Below are 15,596 nucleotides of genomic sequence, written 5' to 3'. Positions count from 1 at the left end.
GTCAGCGCACCTGCGACACGGGCTTGACCCCGTCGCCCCTGCCGGAGTCGGACTTGCCGGGATCGGATTTGGCGGCCTCCGCCCTGGTCGGATCGCCCTTGGTGGGATCGGCTTTGGGCCGCCCGGCCTTGGGGTCGGCATCGGCGTCAGCGGTGTCGGTGTCGCGCGGCTTCGGCTCGCTGTCGTCGGCGGCCGTCCTGATCTCGACGGTCTTCACCTCCTGGCCGGCGACGATCTTCTGCACGCCCTCCACCACCACGCGGTCGCCGGCCTTCAGGCCGGAGCGGATGATCCACTGGTTGCCGACCACGGAGCCGACCTCCACGGGCTGGAGCATGACCTTGCTGTCCTCGCGCACCACCCAGACCTCGGCCTTGCCGTCGCTGGTCCGCTGGATCGCCTGCTGCGGCACCGCGAGGGCGTCGGTGTCGATGCCCTGCTTGATGCGGGCGCGGACATACATGCCGGGGAAGAGCTCGTCGTGGGGGTTCGGGAACAGCACGCGCAGGGTCACCTGGCCGGTGCTGGGGTCGGCGGTGACATCGGAGAACAGCAGCTTGCCGGCCGAGCCGTAGAGCGAGCCGTCATCCATGATCAGGTGCACGTTGGCGGTGTCGGCCGAGAGGCGCGAGAGCTCGCCGCTGGCCAGATCCCGGCGCAGCTTGGTCAGTTCGCCCACCGACTGGGTGATGTCGACGTAGATCGGGTCGAGCTGCTGGATGGTGGCGAGGTTGGCGGTGCCCCCCTGCTCCACCAGGGTGCCCTCGGTGAGGAGCGCCCGGCCGATGCGGCCCGAGATCGGGGCGCGGACGTCGGTCCAGCTCAGGTTGAGCTTGGCCCGGTCCCTGGCGGCCTTGGCGCCGGCGACCTCGGCCTCCGCCTGCTTCAGGCCCGCATAGGCGCTGTCGTACTGGGCCTGGCTCGCGGTCTGGCGCGAGAGCAGCTGCTCCAGGCGGTCGGCCTGCTGGTTCGCGAGGACCAGCGCGGCTTCCGTCCGGGCGAGCGCCGCCTCGGCGCTCTGCAGCTCGACCTCGAAGGGAGCCGGGTCGATCTTGTAGAGAAGGTCGCCCTCCTTGACCAAGCTGCCCTGCTCGAAGGTCCGCTTCACCACGAGCCCGGCCACGCGCGAGCGCACCTCGGCGATCCGCAGGGGCGCGACGCGGCCGGGCAGGTCCCGCACGTAGGGGATCGGCTGCTCGCGGACGGTCACGATGTTGACCTCGGGCGCCGGTCCCGGGACCGGCCCCGCGGCCTGCTGCTTCTGATTGCAGGCCGAGAGGGCGACCAGGACGACGCCCGCGGCGAGCGCGGTCGGCCGGGCCCCGAACAGGCGGTGGTTGAAAGACGTCACGATCGTGTCGCTCCTGCGAATGTCCGGCGGATGGCCCGCGCATCACGGGCCGGCATCGCCGCGTTCAAGGTCCCGGCCCCTTCGTCACCGCGTGCGGTCGGGGCTTTGGCAAGCGTCGGGCCATGTCGGATGGCCGGTCGCGGGGGTGAGGGTGGCGGGTGCGGCGGTTCGGCCCGCGCCGCGACGGCGTGGGAGGCCCGGACCCGAATCGTCCGATGACGCCTGGGTGGCCGACAATCTGGGCGTTCCGACGACACCGGTTGTATTCGACGCGAGAAAGCGACGTCGAACCCCGCGTCCGCCGGACGGCGGCAGAGGCCTCAAGCCGGGCGGCCGAGCCTGGGTGGACGTTCCAGGGGCGCGAGCGCGCGCGTGGCGAGCCCGGTCAGGATGCGCGGCATCGCCAGGCGATCCGCCCGGAGCTTCGTCACCTGTGGGATGCGCAGGGCCGCGACGCTGCCGTAGCTGTCGTCGAGATCGACCATCGCGCTGGAGACGCGCAGGTTCGGGTCCCGGTTCTCGGGAAGCGCCGCCTGGGACAGGACGGGCTGGCGCTCGAAGCCGTGCGGCACGTCGCCCGCCATCCGCAGCAGGGGTAGGACGGCGCAGACGAGGAGCAGCAGCGCCAGGAACCCGGACGCGACGACCCCGACGGCATGCAGGACCGGACGTGCCGCGCGGGGCGGGGCCGTGTCGTGCCGGCGTGCAGCCGTATCGGCGGCGCTTGCGCTATGAAGGTCTGCGGGTTTCACCGCACCGAGTCTGGGGGCGACCGGGCTTGGCCGCAAGTTCCTGCGGCATCGTGTCAGGGCTCATCCCCCCTCCGGTGCCTCCGCGAAAGCCGTCGGCGGGGGGGCGACCGGCGTTGCCAGGATCACACAGGCCGGCGGGTTCGGTCCCGGCTCGGTTGACCGCCCTGCCCCATCCCGCCAAGGCTCTCGCCCCGACCATGTGCCTCCGGGAATGGCGGGCCGCCGTGCCCGTCCTTGCCGGATCTCGGCTGGAGGACAGACCATGCAGACGCGCCGCGCTCTCGTCGCATCCGCCCTGGCGGCGGCCCTGACCGCATCGACCGGACCGGCCCTCGCCGGAAATCCGTTCGACAGCGGCCCGATCGCCGACTTCATGAACATCTTCAAGGAGCAGGCGATCCCGCGCGAGACCGTCGCCTGGAAGGGCGCGGAGAAGCCCGGCACCATCGTGGTCTCCACGAGCCAGCGCCGGCTCTACTACGTGCTCGGCGGCGGCCAGGCCGTGCGCTACGGCGTCGGCGTCGGACGCCAGGGCTTCTCCTGGTCCGGCGAGAAGCGCGTGACCATGAAGAAGGAATGGCCGGATTGGCGTCCGCCGTCGCAGATGCTGGCGCGCCGGCCCGACCTGCCGCGCTTCATGGCCGGCGGCCAGGACAATCCGCTCGGCGCGCGCGCCCTCTATCTCGGCTCCTCGCTCTATCGGATTCACGGTTCGAACGAGCCCGAGACCATGGGCGCCGCCGTCTCCTCGGGCTGCATCCGCATGACCAACAAGGACGTGGTCGACCTCTACGACCGCGCCAAGGTCGGCACCCGGGTCGTCGTCCGCAACTGAGGCGCCGCTCCGGCGCCTCCTCTCGATCTCCATCCCGCCTCCAGTCGGTCCTCACTGGACCATGACGTGAGGACGGGATGATCTTCGGGGTGGATATCGGCCTGATCGCGGGTCTGTTCGCGGTCGCGGTCGCGGCCGGCTGCGTCGACGCGATCGCGGGCGGCGGCGGCCTCCTGACCCTGCCGGCGCTGCTGCTCTCCGGCCTCGATCCCGTCTCGGCGATCGCCACGAACAAGCTGCAGGGCAGCGCCGGCGCGGTCTCCTCGACCCTCGCCTTCGCCCGCCGCCGCCTGATCCACTGGCCGGACGCCTGGAAGATCGCGGTCAGCGCCGGCTGCGCGTCGGTCGCCGGCGCGCTCTGCGTGAGCCTGCTGCCGCGCGCCGTCCTCGACGCCGCGGTGCCGATCCTGCTGGTGGCCATCGCGATCTACTTCGCCACCGCCAAGCGGATGAGCAACGAGGACGCCGCCGCGCGGATCACCCCGAACTGGTTCGCCCTGACCTGGGCCCCGGCGGTGGGCTTCTACGACGGCGTCTTCGGGCCCGGCGCCGGCGCCTTCTACATGATCGGCTTCGTCACCCTGCTCGGCCTCGGGGTGGTGAAGGGCACCGCCCACACCAAGCTCGCCAACGCGGCGAGCAACCTCGGCAGCCTCGCCCTGTTCGCGCTGGGCGGCCACGTGGTCTGGGCGATCGGCCTGATGATGGCGGTGGGCGCCTTCCTCGGCGCGCAGATCGGCTCGCGCCTCGCGATCCGCATGGGCGCCCGGCTGATCCGGCCGCTCCTCGTCACCATCGCCTGCCTGATGGCCCTGCGCCTCCTCTCCGATCCGGCCAACCCGCTGCGCCGGACGGTGATGGGGCTGTTCGGCGGCTGATCGTCGATCTCGGGGCCGTCCGTGACGACCCGCCATCCGGTTCCCGGTTTCCGGGGGCGATCGGCGGCCGCATCCCGACCGATGGCCTGCGCGAGATCGTCCGGCGCCGCCACCGGGTTCGCGAACCCCGCGACGACGGCCGATCGCGGCCGCCGGGCCCCGGGTTCAGCCCCCCTCAGCGCGGCATGAAGGCCCAGTAGTCGAGGTCGAGGATCACCGACGGGTCGTAGGCGTCGCCGACCTTGTCGGGATAGCCGCCGCAGGGCTGGTTCTTGGTGGCGACCGTGCGCAGGCGCAGCGCCCCGATGTCGCTGCGGCCGGGCAACTCGGCGGTCTCCAGCACCTCGCTCCAGGCGTAGACCGTGTCTCCGGCGAACAGTGGTGCCACGTGGCGGCCGGCATTGATGCCCGCCAGCGCGAAGGCGTTGCCGAGGCCGTTGAAGCTCAGGGCCCGGGCCAGCGAGATGACGACGCCGCCATAGATCAGGCGGCGGCCGAAGCGGGTGTCCTTGGCCGCGTAGCCGTCGAAATGCACCTTGGCGGTGTTCTGGTAGAGGCGCGTGGCGATCTGGTGCTCGGCCTCCTCGACGGTCATGCCGTCGACATGGTCGATGCGCTCGCCGACGACGTAGTCGCCGAAGCGGTGGGGCGAGCCGGCGAGTTCGCAATCGTAGGCGCCCGCGTCGAGGGGCGGCAGGGCGCCGGCGAGGTCGGCCGGGTCCACCACCTTGGCGAAGGTCGGCACGTGCTCCTGGGCGATGACCGCTTCCGGATCGCGCTTCCTCACCAGCACCCAGCGGCAATAGCTGAGCACGGTCTCGCCGTTGGCGTCCGAGCCCGTGGAGCGCACGTAGACCACGCCGGTCTGGCGGTTCGAGCTCTCCTTGAGGCCGATCACCTCGGAGACGGTCGAGAGGGTCTCGCCCGGATAGACCGGGCGGCGGAAGCCGCCCTCCGCATAGCCGAGATTGGCGAGCGCGTTTAGGGAGATGTCCGGCACGGTCTTGCCGAAGACCACGTGGAAGGTCAGCAGGTCGTCGAGCGGGCTCCGCGGATAGCCGATGGCGCGCGCGAAGGCGTCCGAGGACTGCACGGCGAAGCGCGGGCCGTAGAGGGCGGTGTAGAGCGCGACGTCGCCGAGGGTGACCGTGCGGGGCGTGGCGTGGCGGATGGTCTCCCCGAGGCGGTAATCCTCGAAGAAGCGGCCGGGATTGGTCTTCATGACGGTCTCGTCCCCAGGGCGGCGCGGTGGCGCGTCGGTTTTTTGATGTCGGGCGGGCCGTCGTTGCGGCCCGCCCCTTGGGCGCGTGCCGGCTCAGCGCGTGTAGATGGTGGTCTGGGTCGGCACGAATTCATGCAGCAGGCGGCTGGCGAACAGCAGCAGCAGCACGAGCACGATCGGCGACAGGTCGACGCCGCCGAGGTTGGGCAGGATGTTGCGGATCGGGCGCAGCACCGGCTCGGTCAGGCGATAGAGCACCTCGCCGATCTGCGACACGATCGGGTTGCGGACATTCACGACGTTGAACGCCACGAGCCAGCTCAGGACGGCGCTGGCGATCAGGACGTAGATGTAGAGCTGCACGACGGTGTCGAAGAGCCAGATGAAGGCGTTCATGCGCGGAAACGATGTCCTCGTGACCCGCGCCCGCGGGGCGCATCACGCGCACGCAAAGCAGCAGGATTTCTGGAATTGACAGGTCGGCGTGCGCGAGCCTAAAAGGCCGCCACCCCGGAACGGGGCTGTAGCTCAGATGGGAGAGCGCCGCAATCGCACTGCGGAGGTCAGCGGTTCGATCCCGCTCAGCTCCACCAGGTTTCCCCAGCATGCGGGGCCGCCGGTGGTTTTAACCAGACGACCGAGAGGATGCGGCGCCCGCGCGGGCCGCCGCCGCTAGTCCTTGAGCGGGTCGTGGCCCCAGTTCATCAGCGACAGGCGCCAGGGCGAATCCTTCACCTTGGCCCGGTCGTCCGGTCCGCCCTGCTTCAGGTGGCGGTGGACGTAGCCGACGACCTTGGCCATGTGCGCGTAGTCGTCGTCGCTGAGATCGGCCTTCTTGGTGCGCAGGAGTTCGACGATGCGCCGCCCCTCGCGGTGGCCCGTCGCCTCGCCGCCCGCCTTCTTCTGCCCGACCGACTGGCTCTCGTCGGTCTCCAGGAACGCCTCCAGCTTGGCCGGAGTCATGTTCACCGCGTCGTGGAACGCCGTGTAGGTCTCGGCGTGGTCGTCGGCCTTCGCTGCCATGCGGTTCTCTCCCGAAATCTCGGGCGGAAAACCGGGGCGCCGGCCGCGGGGTTCCGACTCCGCGACGGCGCGTCTCCTCAGGCGATGAGCCAGGCCACCCCCATCACGCCGGCCAGGAATATCCCGTACGTCACCAGGACGGCGACGATCTCACGGTGCTGGATGACGATGTTTTCTGAGGCGGACAGCATGGCGGTTTGGCCGGGAGTGAAACGAGATCCTTCTTCTCACGCCCGGCCTAAGAATTCGATGATCGGAACTACGGCTTTGACGAGGAAATTGCCGATGTCTCCCGGCGGCCACAGAGGGCCCGATGGGCCGGGTCAGGCCGGGCGGTCGGCGGGCTGGTCGAACAGGAAGTCGTCGATGGCCGGGATGGTGACGGCGAGGCCCGCACCCGCGCCGTAGCTCGCCTTCGACAGGCGCCAGGGCGACTCGGTCCGGGCCCGGATCGCCTCCGAGGGGCGCAGGCGCCGGGGCGTGCCGTCGGCCCCGATCTCCTCGATCAGCACGAAGCCGTAGACCTGGAGCCGGGCCGCGATCAGCTTGATCTCGCGGTCGCCCGCGGCCACCGAGAGGCTGCCCGTGGCATAGACCGAATCCATCAGGGCGCGCTGCTCGCTGCGCCGGGCCGCGAGGCCGCCGCGCGGCGCCGACGGGGCGGCCGACGGCTGCGGGCGGAGGGCGCGTCGGAAGGGGACCACATTGTCCATCGTCGCCGGAACGCTGCCCATACGCCACTGTCCTCACGCTGCACTCGAAGGGCCGGGCGATCAGCCCGGCACATCCCCTTGATGTCGACGGTTCCGCTTAACGGGCGGCTAACGTTACCGGCCGGGCCCGTCCCGTTTCCGGGCCGCGGCGCGCCGCCCGTGCCGCGCTTGCCGATTCCCCGGGAGGATGGTCTACGGGGTCGGCGGAGGCCGGAGAGGAGCGCGCGGCATGGCATCCATCTTCGAGGCCCACAGCTTCGCGATGATCGCGCATGCGGGCCAGATCGATAAGGGCGGGCAACCCTACATCCGCCACCTGGAGCGGGTCGCCAACGCGGCGGTCGGCCGGGCCGGCCACGCCAAGTCGGTGGACCGCCTCCCCATCGAACCGATGGAGGTGATGCAGGCCGCCATCCTGCACGACGTCCTCGAGGACACCCCGACCACGCCGGTCGCCCTGCGGGCCGAGGGCTTCTCCGACGCCGTGATCGCCATGGTGGTGATGCTGACGAAGCCGGCCGAGCCCCTGCCCTACGGCGAACGGATCTCGACCCTCATCGCCAAACACCATCTCGGGGCGCTGCTGATCAAGATGTCCGACACCGAGGACAATCTCAGTCCCGACCGGACCCTGGCCGACGGAGAGCCCCGGCGCACGCGCTACGCCGAGGCCTTCGAACGCCTGAAGGGGGCCGCCGCCGCCCTCGGCTATACGGGCGGGTAGGCGCGGACACGACGAAGCCCCGCAGCGGGGCTGCGGGGCTCGGAAGCGGGCGCCGGATCGACGCCCGCCCGGTCGACCCATGGGCCAACGATCCGATCTCCGCCGAGAATCACATCTCGGCCGAAAATCACCTCTCAGCCGAGGATCACTTGCCGCTGGGCGCCGCGCCGCTGCCGGTCTCGCCGTTGCCGCCGGTGCTGCCGCCAGGGGCGCCGACCGTCGCGGTGCTCGGACCGCCGGAGGTGCCGGCCGGGGCCATGGTCGAACCGGTCGTGGCCGGCGCGCCCATCCGCTCCATCGACTTCTCGCTGTTGCTCTTCACGCTGCCCGGGTTGTTCATGTTCTGCTCGGTCCCGGTCGCGGTCTGCGCGAAGGCGGTGCCGGTCAGGGCCAGGGCGATGGAGCCGGCGAAGGCAAGGGTCTTGATCGACATGATGGTGTGTCTCCCAGATTTCGTTCTCTGGTCGAGCAACGCGGGTCGGTGATCCATTGTTCAAATTCTTTCTCGAAACCCTACCGGTATCGAGATTGATCTTCTATCTCTTCGCTCGGGATCGGCGCCGGCGCCGATGTCCTTGCGCGCCGTTCCCGGGAGCCGGCGCCGCCGGCCCCCGGCGCGTGCTCAGATGTCGCTCTCGGCCCGGTCGGTGTTCTGCTCGGCCTCGTCGTCGGTGTAGCCCTCGAGCCAGTCGGCGCTGTTCTGCGAACCGGCCGGATAGGGATTGGCGGAATCCGGCTGGCCGGCCTGCTTGGCCGCCTTGCCCTCCGCCATCACCGTCTTTGAAACCACTGCCATGTCGTGCGCTCCCGTATGGACCCTGAGCCTTACCGTAGGGCGCCGCGGGGCGGCGGGGACTCCCGGAATCGCAAAAAAGCCCACCGCGGCGGGGGCCGGGCGGGCTTATGGCGTGCAAGGGGCCGGGCGGATCGGCTCCACCCGATGCCGCCGCTCAGGCGAGCTTCGTGGTGAAGCGGGCGGTGGTCTTGGCGCGGACCTCGTCCTCGGTGACGCCCTCGGCGAGCTCGACCAGGGTCATGCCGTCCTCGCCCTTCTTGTCGATGGTGAAGACGCCGAGATCGGTGATGACCATGTCGACCACGCGGGTGCCGGTGAGCGGCAGGTCGCATTCCGCCAGCAGCTTGGGGCTCTCCGAGCCGTCCTTGCCCTTGGCGGTGTGCTCCATCACCACCACCACCTTCTTGACGCCGGCCACGAGGTCCATGGCGCCGCCCATGCCCTTCACCATCTTGCCGGGGATCATCCAGTTGGCCAGATCGCCGTTCTCGGCCACCTGCATGGCGCCGAGGATCGACAGGTTGATGTGCCCGCCGCGGATCATCCCGAAGGAATCCGAGGACGAGAAGTAGCTGGTGGTCGGCAGCGCGGTGATCGTCTGCTTGCCGGCGTTGATGAGGTCGGCGTCCTCCTCGCCCTCGTAGGGGAAGGGCCCCATGCCGAGCATGCCGTTCTCGGATTGCAGCTGCACCGACATCCCGTCCGGGATGTAGTTCGACACGAGGGTCGGGATACCGATGCCGAGGTTCACGTAGAAGCCGTCCTGCAGCTCCTTCGCGGCGCGCTCCGCCATCTGTTCGCGGGTCCAGGCCATGATGGTTCTCCTTAGCTCGGCTCTCAGACGGCGGCGGCGGGCACGGCGGGCTCGCCGCGCTTGCGGGTGGTGCGCTGCTCGATGCGCTTCTCGCGCACCGGCACGTGGACGATGCGCTTCACGAAGATGCCGGGGGTGACGATGGTGTCGGGATCGATCTCGCCGGGCTGCACCAGGTGCTCGACCTGCGCGACGGTGATCTTCGCGGCGGTGGCCATCATCGGATTGAAGTTCCGCGCGGTCTTCCGGTAGATCAGGTTGCCTTCGGTGTCGCCCTTCCAGGCATGGACGATGGCGAGGTCCGCGAACAGCCCGCGCTCCATCACGTAGTCCTCGCCGTCGAATGCGCGCACGTCCTTGCCCTCGGCGATCAGGGTACCGACGCCGGTCTTGGTGTAGAAGGCCGGGATGCCGGCGCCGCCGGCGCGGATGCGCTCGGCCAGGGTGCCCTGGGGGTTGAACTCGATGGCGAGCTCGCCGCCGAGGTACTGCCGGGCGAATTCCTTGTTCTCGCCCACATAGGACGAGATCATCTTGGCGACCTGGCGGGTCTCGAGGAGCTTGCCGAGGCCGACGCCGTCGATGCCGGCATTGTTCGACACCACGGTGAGGCCCTTCACGCCCGACTCGCGGATCGCGTCGATCAGGGCGTCGGGAATGCCGCAGAGGCCGAAGCCGCCGCACATGATCATCATGTCGTCCTTCAGCACGCCGGCCAGCGCCGCCGTGGCGTCGGGGTAAACCTTCTTCATGGATGCCCTCCAGTGTGGTTCTGTTCTTGGTCGGCGCGACCGTCACGCGAAAGCGGCGTCCTGCCAAGCCCTTGTGGCGATGCGGCGGTTACATTTTGCATGGCACGGTACGCTCGGCCCATGGTCCGAGAGGCCCGTGCCCCGCCTCCGGGCGGCACGCGTCCCGGCCGCCCGGATCGCCGCGCCCCTCTGGACCGTGGATGGCGCGGGCCGCCCGGACCGCCCCGGGGAGACAAGCGCCGCGCCGAGGACTATCAGGGACAGGTCGCCGGTTCCTCCGCGCGTCGCGGCCGCCGGGGCCGGACGCGCCCATCCCATCGTCGATCGCGTGCTTCGCCGCGCGTCCCACCCACCGGATGGAGTGGAATGCCGCTGCGCCGCCTCCTCTCGCTCCTGAGCCTCGGGGCCTTCGTCGCCGTCGTCTGGGCCGCCTGCCTGCCCTGGTCGGTGGCGTCGCCGCGCCTGCGGGCCTACGTGGCGCGGGAATTCGTCCAGTCCTACGGGCTCGCCATGAGCGCGGCCGGGCGGACCGAGGTCACCCTGCTGCCCCTGCCCCGCCTCGGCTTCCGCGACGTCCGGCTCGCCGCCGGCCGCATCGACGGTCCGGTGCTGGCCGAGGGCGGCGCGCTCTCGCTGCAGCTCAACCTGCTCGGCCTGCTCACCGGGCGCTTCGAGGTGAGCACGCTCGGCCTCGACGGCGCGACCCTGCACCTGCCGTCCGGGGAGGACGACACCCGCTGGGCCGAGCCGGTCCGCCTGCTCAACCAGCGGCTCGGCGCCGACGGCACCGCGCATCCGCGCCGGATCAGCCTGTCGCGGACCACCGCCATCGGGCTCGACCCCCGCGACGGCTCGCCCCAGACCGCGCGCGACCTCGACCTGACCCTGTCCTGGCCGCTCTGGAGCGCCCAGGCCGAGCTCTTCGGCAGTTTCCAGTGGAGCGCGATGCCGACGCGCTTCTCGGTCTCCGGCCTGCGCGTGGTTGATCTCCTCGATGGCGGCACGACGCCATTCTCGCTGAGCGCGAGCTGGTCCGGCGGGACCCTGACGGCGGAGGGCAGCGGCCTCGTCGGCGCCGAAGGCCTGATTCTCACGGGCCTCGGCCAGTTCGACACCCGCTCCCTGCCCGAGACCCTGGCCTGGGCGGGCGGCAGCGTCGCCCTGTCGCCCTTCGTCGGCGCCTTCGGGATGACCGGCAACTTTGAAATTCGCGGGCGCCAGCTCCTGCTGCCCAACGTCCGCGTCGCCTTCGGCGACAACCGGCTCGAGGGCGCCGGTGCGGTCGCGTTCGGGCCGGACCGGCCCGCCGTGCAGGCGACCCTGGCCGCCGAGTCCCTGAACCTCGCCCCCCTGCTGGCGGACCTGCTGCGCACCTTCGGCGTCACCGCCGCCCCGGCCGGCGCCCCGGACTGGCGCAGCCGCGCCCTCGCCCTCGCGCCCTATACGGGCGGCGACCTCGACCTGCGGATCTCGGCGGGCACGGCCCGGTTCGGCCCGATCCTGGCCGAGGACCTCGCCGCCAGCGTCCTGGTGCGCGACGGCGCCATCGAGGCGTCCCTGGGCCGCGCCACCCTCGGCGGCGGAACCCTGAAGGGCCGGCTCGCCCTCGCCTCCGCGGCCGGGGACGCGGCCGTGACCGAGGCCAAGGTCCAGGGCGCCTTCGACCGGCTCGATCTCGCCGCCCTTCCGGTGGAGCTGCGGCCGGAGAACTGGATTCTCGGCGGCGCCCAGGGCCAGTTCCAGGCGGAGGGGTGGGGGACCGACCTGCAGGGGTTCCTGCAGCACCTCGACGGGCATGCGGCCCTGTCGGTGGAGGGCGGCACCCTCGTCGGCATCGACCTCGCCGAGGCGGCCCTGCGCAGCCGCGTGCCGGCCGGGCGCGTGGGCCGCACCGCCTTCGAGCGCGCGACCCTGAGCCTGCGCTTCCGCGACGGCATCGGCGAGATCACCGAGGGCGCGATGGAGGGCAACCTCCTCGCCGCCTCCCTGCGCGGGACCGTGTCGCTGGCGGACCGCCACTGCGACGCGCTCGCCGAGGTCTCGGCCCGCGGTGCGGCCCCGGACCGGCGCCCGCCGATGCGCATCCTGATCGCGGGGCCCTTCGGCAGCCTCGACGTGACCGGTCTCGCCCCGGACGCGGCGCCGGACCTGCGGGGCGGGGCGATAGTGCCGGCCAATCCCCTGCGCCGGCCCGCCGCCGGGCTGGCGCTTCCGGCCGGGGTCCGCGCCTACGCCCCGTGAGGCCGGGGGCTCACGCCACGCCCTTCCGCCCGGTCAGCCACGAGGCCGTGAGCACGATGGCGGTGACGGCGCCGACGAGGAGCGTCGAGGCGGCGTTGATCTCCGGATTCACCCCGAGCCGGACCTGGCTGTAGAGCCGCATCGGCAGGGTCGTCGCCCCCGGCCCCGAGACGAAGCTCGCGATGACGAGGTCGTCGAGGGACAGGGTGAAGGCGAGGAGGAAGGCCGCCGCCAGGGAGGGGGCGATCAGCGGCAGGGTGACGGTGGAAAAGACCCGGCCCGGATGCGCGCCGAGATCGGCCGCCGCCTCCTCCAGCGAGCGGTCGAGCCCGCGCAGGCGCGCCCCGACGATCACCGCCACGAAGCCGAGCCCGAGGGTGGTGTGCGCGACGATCAGGGTGAGGAGGCCGCGATCGAGCCCGAAGCCCACGAAGAGCAGCAGCAGCGACAGGCCGGTGATCACCTCCGGCATCACCAGGGGCGCGTAGATCAGCCCGGTGAAGACCCGGCGGCCGGCGAAGCGCCCGCCCCGGTCGAGGGCAAGCGCCGCCAGGGTCCCGAACGATGTGGCGAGCGCGGCCGAGGCCAGCGCCACCACGAACGAGACCCCGGCCGCCTCCCGCAACGGCACGTCCGCCAGGAGCACCCCGTACCAGCGCGTCGAGAACCCGCCCCAGACCGTGACCAGGGCGGAGGCGTTGAAGGAGTAGATCACCAGGATCAGGATCGGCGCGTAGAGGAAGCCGAGCCCGAGGCTCAAGGCGACGCGGTCGAGCGCCCTCACCGGCCGGCCTCCCGGGCGGCGGCCCCGTCCTCGCGGAACAGGATGAGCGGGCCGACCACCAGCACGAGGACGAGGATCGCCACCGCGGAGGCGAGCGGCCAGTCGCGGTTGGAGAAGAACTCGCTCCACAGCACGCGTCCGAGCATCAGCGTGTCCGAGCCGCCGAGCAGGTCCGGGATGATGAACTCGCCGACCATCGGCACGAAGCAGAGCAGCGCCCCGGCGGTCAGCCCGGGGCGGGCGAGCGGCAGCGTCACGGTCCAGAACACCCGGGCGGGTCCGGCACCGAGATCGGCCGCGGCCTCGGGCAGGCGCGCATCCGCCTTGGCCAGCACCGCGTAGAGCGGCAGTACCATGAAGGGCAGGTAGGCGTAGGTCAGCCCGATCAGCACCGCGCCTTGCGTGTTCAGGATCTCCAGGGGCTGCGCGATCAGCCCGAGCCTCATCAGCCCGGCGCTGAGCAGGCCCTCGGGCTTCAGGATCGCGATCCAGGCGTAGATCCGGATCAGGAAGCTCGTCCAGAACGGCACGATGAGGAGCGCCACCAGCAGCGGCTGCCAGCGCTCCGGCGCGCGCGCCATGGCGAGCGCGACCGGTGTGCCGATCAGCGCCAGGATCGCGGTGGCGACGGCCGCGAGGGTGACGGAGGACAGGGCGGCGTCGCGGTAGAGGGTGTCGTTCGCCAGCGTCTCGAAATTGGTGAAGTCGAGGGCTTCGAGGAAGCTGCCCCAGCCCTCGATGCCCGCGCTCCAGTCGAGCACCGGCAGGTAGGGCGGCTGGGCGGTGGCCGGCGTCGACAGGCTGATCTTCAGGGTCAGGATCACCGGCAGCAGCACGAACGCCGTGAGCCAGAGGGCGGGCAGGACCGGGAGCAGCCGCCTCATGTCGCCGCCGGCATCAGCCAGGCCCGCTCGGGCGGATAGGACAGGTGGACGGTCTCCCCGGCGCCGGGGCTCCCCGCATCCGCGGGCGCGCTCACCCGCCAGACCGATCCGTCGGCCATGCGGACCTGGAGCCGGATGCGGTCGCCGAGATAGGTCGTCTCGACCACCTGTCCGGGCAGGCCCGGTCCGTCCCCGGACGGGGCGCGGGCCAGCGCGATCCGCTCGGGCCGCAGGGCGATGACGCCCTCCCCCTCCGCGGCGCCGAGGGCGCGCAGGGGCCCGAGGGCGGTGTCGAGGTCGGCGAGCCCGCTGGGCTCCCGCCCCAGGACCCGGCCCGGGATCAGGTTCACGTCGCCGAGGAGCCCGGCGACGAAGCGGTTGGCCGGGCGCTCGTAGAGGCTCGCCCCGTCGCCGATCTGCACGAGGCGGCCGGCCTCCATCACCCCGATGCGGTCGGCGAGCGCCAGGGCCTCGGCCGGGTCGTGCGTGACCACGACGAAGCCCGTGCCGAGCCGCCGCTGCAGGGCGCGCAGCTCGCCCTGCGTCTCCTCGCGCAGGGCCCGGTCGAGGGCGCCCAGCGGCTCGTCGAGGAGGAGCACCTGCGGGGAGCGCGCGAGCGCCCGGGCCAGGGCCACCCGCTGCCGCTGCCCGCCCGACAGGGTGTCGGGCCGGCGCGAACCGAACCCGTCGAGCCGCACCAGGCGCAGGAGGTCCTCCACCCGCGCGGTCCGGGCCGCGCGCCCGAGCCCGGCGAGGCCGTAGGCGATGTTGGCGGCCACGCTCATGTGCGGGAACAGGGCGTAGGACTGGAACATCATGTTGACCGGCCGGCGATGCGGCGGATCGGCGGTGATGTCGGCGCCGCCGAGGCGGATCGTGCCCGCGCTCGGGGTTTCGAACCCGGCGATCAGGCGCAGCAGCGTGCTCTTGCCGCAGCCCGAGGGGCCGAGCAGGCAGACGAACTCGCCGGGCTGCAGGGTCAGGTCGAGGTCGGCCACCGCCGCGTGCGCGCCGAAGCGTTTGCCGAGGCCGGCGCAGGTGAGCAGGCCGGCCGGGTCCGGGACGGGCGTCGACGCCATGGCGGAGGCCGGGCCCTCAGCTGTCCTCGCGCAGGGCTTCCGCCACGCGGGCCTCGAGGAGGTCGGGCCGGCGGATCACCAGGGCGCCGCGGGTGCGGTCGATCAGCCCGTCGGCGGCCATCACGGTGAATTCCCGCGTCACCTGCTCGCGGCGGCAGCCGATGCGGGCGGCCAGCACGTGGTGATAGGGCGGCGGCGTCACCACCCGCTCGCCGTCGCCGCCGGCGCGGGGCACGGACAGGCGCAGCAGCTCGGCATAGAGCCGGTGGCGCAGGTCGAGGAGCGCGTGCTCCATCAGGCGGGTGTTCAGCTCGCGCACGCGCTTGGCGAGCAGCCGGAACAGCCGGTCGGCGATGGCCTCCGAGGCGAAGATGATCTGGCGGAACACGGGCGCGGGCACGACGCAGACCTCGCCGCGGGTCAGCGCGGTGACGTTGGCCGAGCGGCCGATGCCGTCCAGCGCCGCGAGCTCGCCGAAGAAGGCGCCGCCGCGCATCTCGCCCAGGATCACTTCCTTGCCCGATTGCGAACGGTTGAGGATTCGCACCTCGCCGGAGGCCAGGAAATAGACGTCGGTGGAGACGTCGTCGTAATCGACCAGTACCTCGTTCTCGTCGAAGCGGCGCCAGTGGCAGCGCGTCTCGTAGACGGACAGCTCGATTCCCGGCTCCTTGAAGAACGGGATGGTCGTCAGCCGTCCTGTGGTCACGCGTCCTGCCCCCTCATCGTTCGCAACTGATCGATACGC

Annotated in this window: 18 protein-coding genes and 1 tRNA gene; 5 read left to right on the top strand and 14 right to left on the bottom strand. The window is 71.6% G+C overall.

Annotated features, from left to right (window positions below; genetic code table 11):
- Position 1: 1 nt before the first annotated feature.
- Together AC3WLN_RS10570 and AC3WLN_RS10565 are read right to left on the bottom strand one after the other, a co-directional pair.
- The gene (locus AC3WLN_RS10570) at positions 2 to 1,330 is read right to left on the bottom strand and encodes an efflux RND transporter periplasmic adaptor subunit (protein WP_492481061.1); all 1,329 of its coding nucleotides are present in this window, start codon (positions 1,328 to 1,330) and stop codon (positions 2 to 4) included.
- Positions 1,331 to 1,671: 341 nt separating this feature from the next.
- A complete protein-coding gene (locus AC3WLN_RS10565; protein ID WP_492481036.1) occupies positions 1,672 to 2,103 on the bottom strand; it encodes a hypothetical protein in 432 nt (143 codons plus the stop codon).
- A gap of 262 nt (positions 2,104 to 2,365) precedes the next feature.
- Here AC3WLN_RS10565 and AC3WLN_RS10560 point away from each other — a divergent pair, with 262 nt between their 5' ends.
- On the top strand, positions 2,366 to 2,938 hold the full coding sequence (locus tag AC3WLN_RS10560; protein ID WP_492481034.1) for a L,D-transpeptidase: 573 nt from the start codon (positions 2,366 to 2,368) through the stop codon (positions 2,936 to 2,938).
- A 77-nt stretch (positions 2,939 to 3,015) separates the two neighbouring features.
- Positions 3,016 to 3,816, top strand: coding sequence for a TSUP family transporter (locus AC3WLN_RS10555; protein ID WP_492481032.1), 801 nt, complete (start codon positions 3,016 to 3,018; stop codon positions 3,814 to 3,816).
- A gap of 175 nt (positions 3,817 to 3,991) precedes the next feature.
- Here AC3WLN_RS10555 and AC3WLN_RS10550 read toward each other — a convergent pair whose 3' ends face one another.
- Positions 3,992 to 5,038 carry a MaoC family dehydratase gene (locus tag AC3WLN_RS10550; protein WP_492481030.1) on the bottom strand — a complete coding sequence of 349 codons (1,047 nt, stop codon included), beginning with the start codon at positions 5,036 to 5,038 and terminating at the stop codon, positions 3,992 to 3,994.
- 93 nt (positions 5,039 to 5,131) lie between these two features.
- Positions 5,132 to 5,434, bottom strand: a complete 303-nt coding sequence (locus tag AC3WLN_RS10545) for a YggT family protein (protein WP_238282964.1) — start codon at positions 5,432 to 5,434, stop codon at positions 5,132 to 5,134.
- Between the two features lie 121 nt (positions 5,435 to 5,555).
- Between AC3WLN_RS10545 and AC3WLN_RS10540 the strand changes: the two genes are divergently transcribed.
- A tRNA-Ala gene (locus tag AC3WLN_RS10540) sits at positions 5,556 to 5,631 on the top strand.
- Positions 5,632 to 5,710: 79 nt separating this feature from the next.
- Here the strand turns inward: AC3WLN_RS10540 and AC3WLN_RS10535 are convergent.
- Together AC3WLN_RS10535 and AC3WLN_RS10530 are read right to left on the bottom strand one after the other, a co-directional pair.
- Positions 5,711 to 6,061, bottom strand: a complete 351-nt coding sequence (locus AC3WLN_RS10535; RefSeq protein ID WP_492481028.1) for a DUF3140 domain-containing protein — start codon at positions 6,059 to 6,061, stop codon at positions 5,711 to 5,713.
- A gap of 323 nt (positions 6,062 to 6,384) precedes the next feature.
- Positions 6,385 to 6,795: a hypothetical protein gene (locus AC3WLN_RS10530; RefSeq protein WP_492481026.1), complete on the bottom strand. Its 411-nt coding sequence runs from the start codon at positions 6,793 to 6,795 to the stop codon at positions 6,385 to 6,387.
- A 208-nt stretch (positions 6,796 to 7,003) separates the two neighbouring features.
- On the opposite strand from AC3WLN_RS10530, the gene AC3WLN_RS10525 reads away from it, so the two are divergent.
- A complete protein-coding gene (locus AC3WLN_RS10525) occupies positions 7,004 to 7,498 on the top strand; it encodes an HD domain-containing protein (RefSeq protein WP_492481024.1) in 495 nt (164 codons plus the stop codon).
- 145 nt (positions 7,499 to 7,643) lie between these two features.
- Here the strand turns inward: AC3WLN_RS10525 and AC3WLN_RS10520 are convergent, their stop codons facing one another.
- From AC3WLN_RS10520 to AC3WLN_RS10505, 4 genes are all read right to left on the bottom strand, one after another.
- On the bottom strand, positions 7,644 to 7,931 hold the full coding sequence (locus tag AC3WLN_RS10520; protein WP_492481022.1) for a hypothetical protein: 288 nt from the start codon (positions 7,929 to 7,931) through the stop codon (positions 7,644 to 7,646).
- A gap of 189 nt (positions 7,932 to 8,120) precedes the next feature.
- The gene (locus tag AC3WLN_RS10515; protein ID WP_492481020.1) at positions 8,121 to 8,294 is read right to left on the bottom strand and encodes a hypothetical protein; all 174 of its coding nucleotides are present in this window, start codon (positions 8,292 to 8,294) and stop codon (positions 8,121 to 8,123) included.
- A gap of 154 nt (positions 8,295 to 8,448) precedes the next feature.
- Positions 8,449 to 9,108 (bottom strand): 3-oxoacid CoA-transferase subunit B, encoded by a 660-nt coding sequence (locus AC3WLN_RS10510; protein WP_492481018.1) that lies wholly within the window; start codon positions 9,106 to 9,108, stop codon positions 8,449 to 8,451.
- Positions 9,109 to 9,131: 23 nt separating this feature from the next.
- On the bottom strand, positions 9,132 to 9,860 hold the full coding sequence (locus AC3WLN_RS10505; RefSeq protein WP_492481016.1) for a CoA transferase subunit A: 729 nt from the start codon (positions 9,858 to 9,860) through the stop codon (positions 9,132 to 9,134).
- Between the two features lie 366 nt (positions 9,861 to 10,226).
- Between AC3WLN_RS10505 and AC3WLN_RS10500 the strand changes: the two genes are divergently transcribed.
- Entirely contained in the window at positions 10,227 to 12,101 is a 1,875-nt protein-coding gene (locus tag AC3WLN_RS10500; RefSeq protein ID WP_492481014.1) for an AsmA family protein, read from the top strand.
- Between the two features lie 10 nt (positions 12,102 to 12,111).
- On the opposite strand, the gene AC3WLN_RS10495 is transcribed toward AC3WLN_RS10500, so the two are convergent.
- Genes AC3WLN_RS10495 through AC3WLN_RS10480 form a run of 4 tightly spaced genes read right to left on the bottom strand, consistent with a single transcriptional unit; the run spans position 12,112 to position 15,557 of the window.
- Positions 12,112 to 12,885 carry an ABC transporter permease subunit gene (locus AC3WLN_RS10495; protein ID WP_492481012.1) on the bottom strand — a complete coding sequence of 258 codons (774 nt, stop codon included), beginning with the start codon at positions 12,883 to 12,885 and terminating at the stop codon, positions 12,112 to 12,114.
- On the bottom strand, positions 12,882 to 13,769 hold the full coding sequence (locus tag AC3WLN_RS10490) for an ABC transporter permease (RefSeq protein WP_492481010.1): 888 nt from the start codon (positions 13,767 to 13,769) through the stop codon (positions 12,882 to 12,884). Before AC3WLN_RS10490 ends, AC3WLN_RS10495 begins: the two co-directional genes overlap by 4 nt.
- The gene (locus AC3WLN_RS10485; protein WP_492481008.1) at positions 13,766 to 14,848 is read right to left on the bottom strand and encodes an ABC transporter ATP-binding protein; all 1,083 of its coding nucleotides are present in this window, start codon (positions 14,846 to 14,848) and stop codon (positions 13,766 to 13,768) included. The genes AC3WLN_RS10490 and AC3WLN_RS10485 overlap by 4 nt, the downstream gene beginning before the upstream one ends.
- Positions 14,849 to 14,864: 16 nt before the next feature.
- A complete protein-coding gene (locus tag AC3WLN_RS10480) occupies positions 14,865 to 15,557 on the bottom strand; it encodes a Crp/Fnr family transcriptional regulator (RefSeq protein WP_055952878.1) in 693 nt (230 codons plus the stop codon).
- Positions 15,558 to 15,596: the final 39 nt, after the last annotated feature.

The sequence above is a fragment of the Methylobacterium sp. FW306-05-D genome, assembly GCF_058782155.1.
The sequence above is the reverse complement of the archived record's forward strand: the minus strand, read 5'-3'. Positions and strand labels throughout refer to the sequence as shown.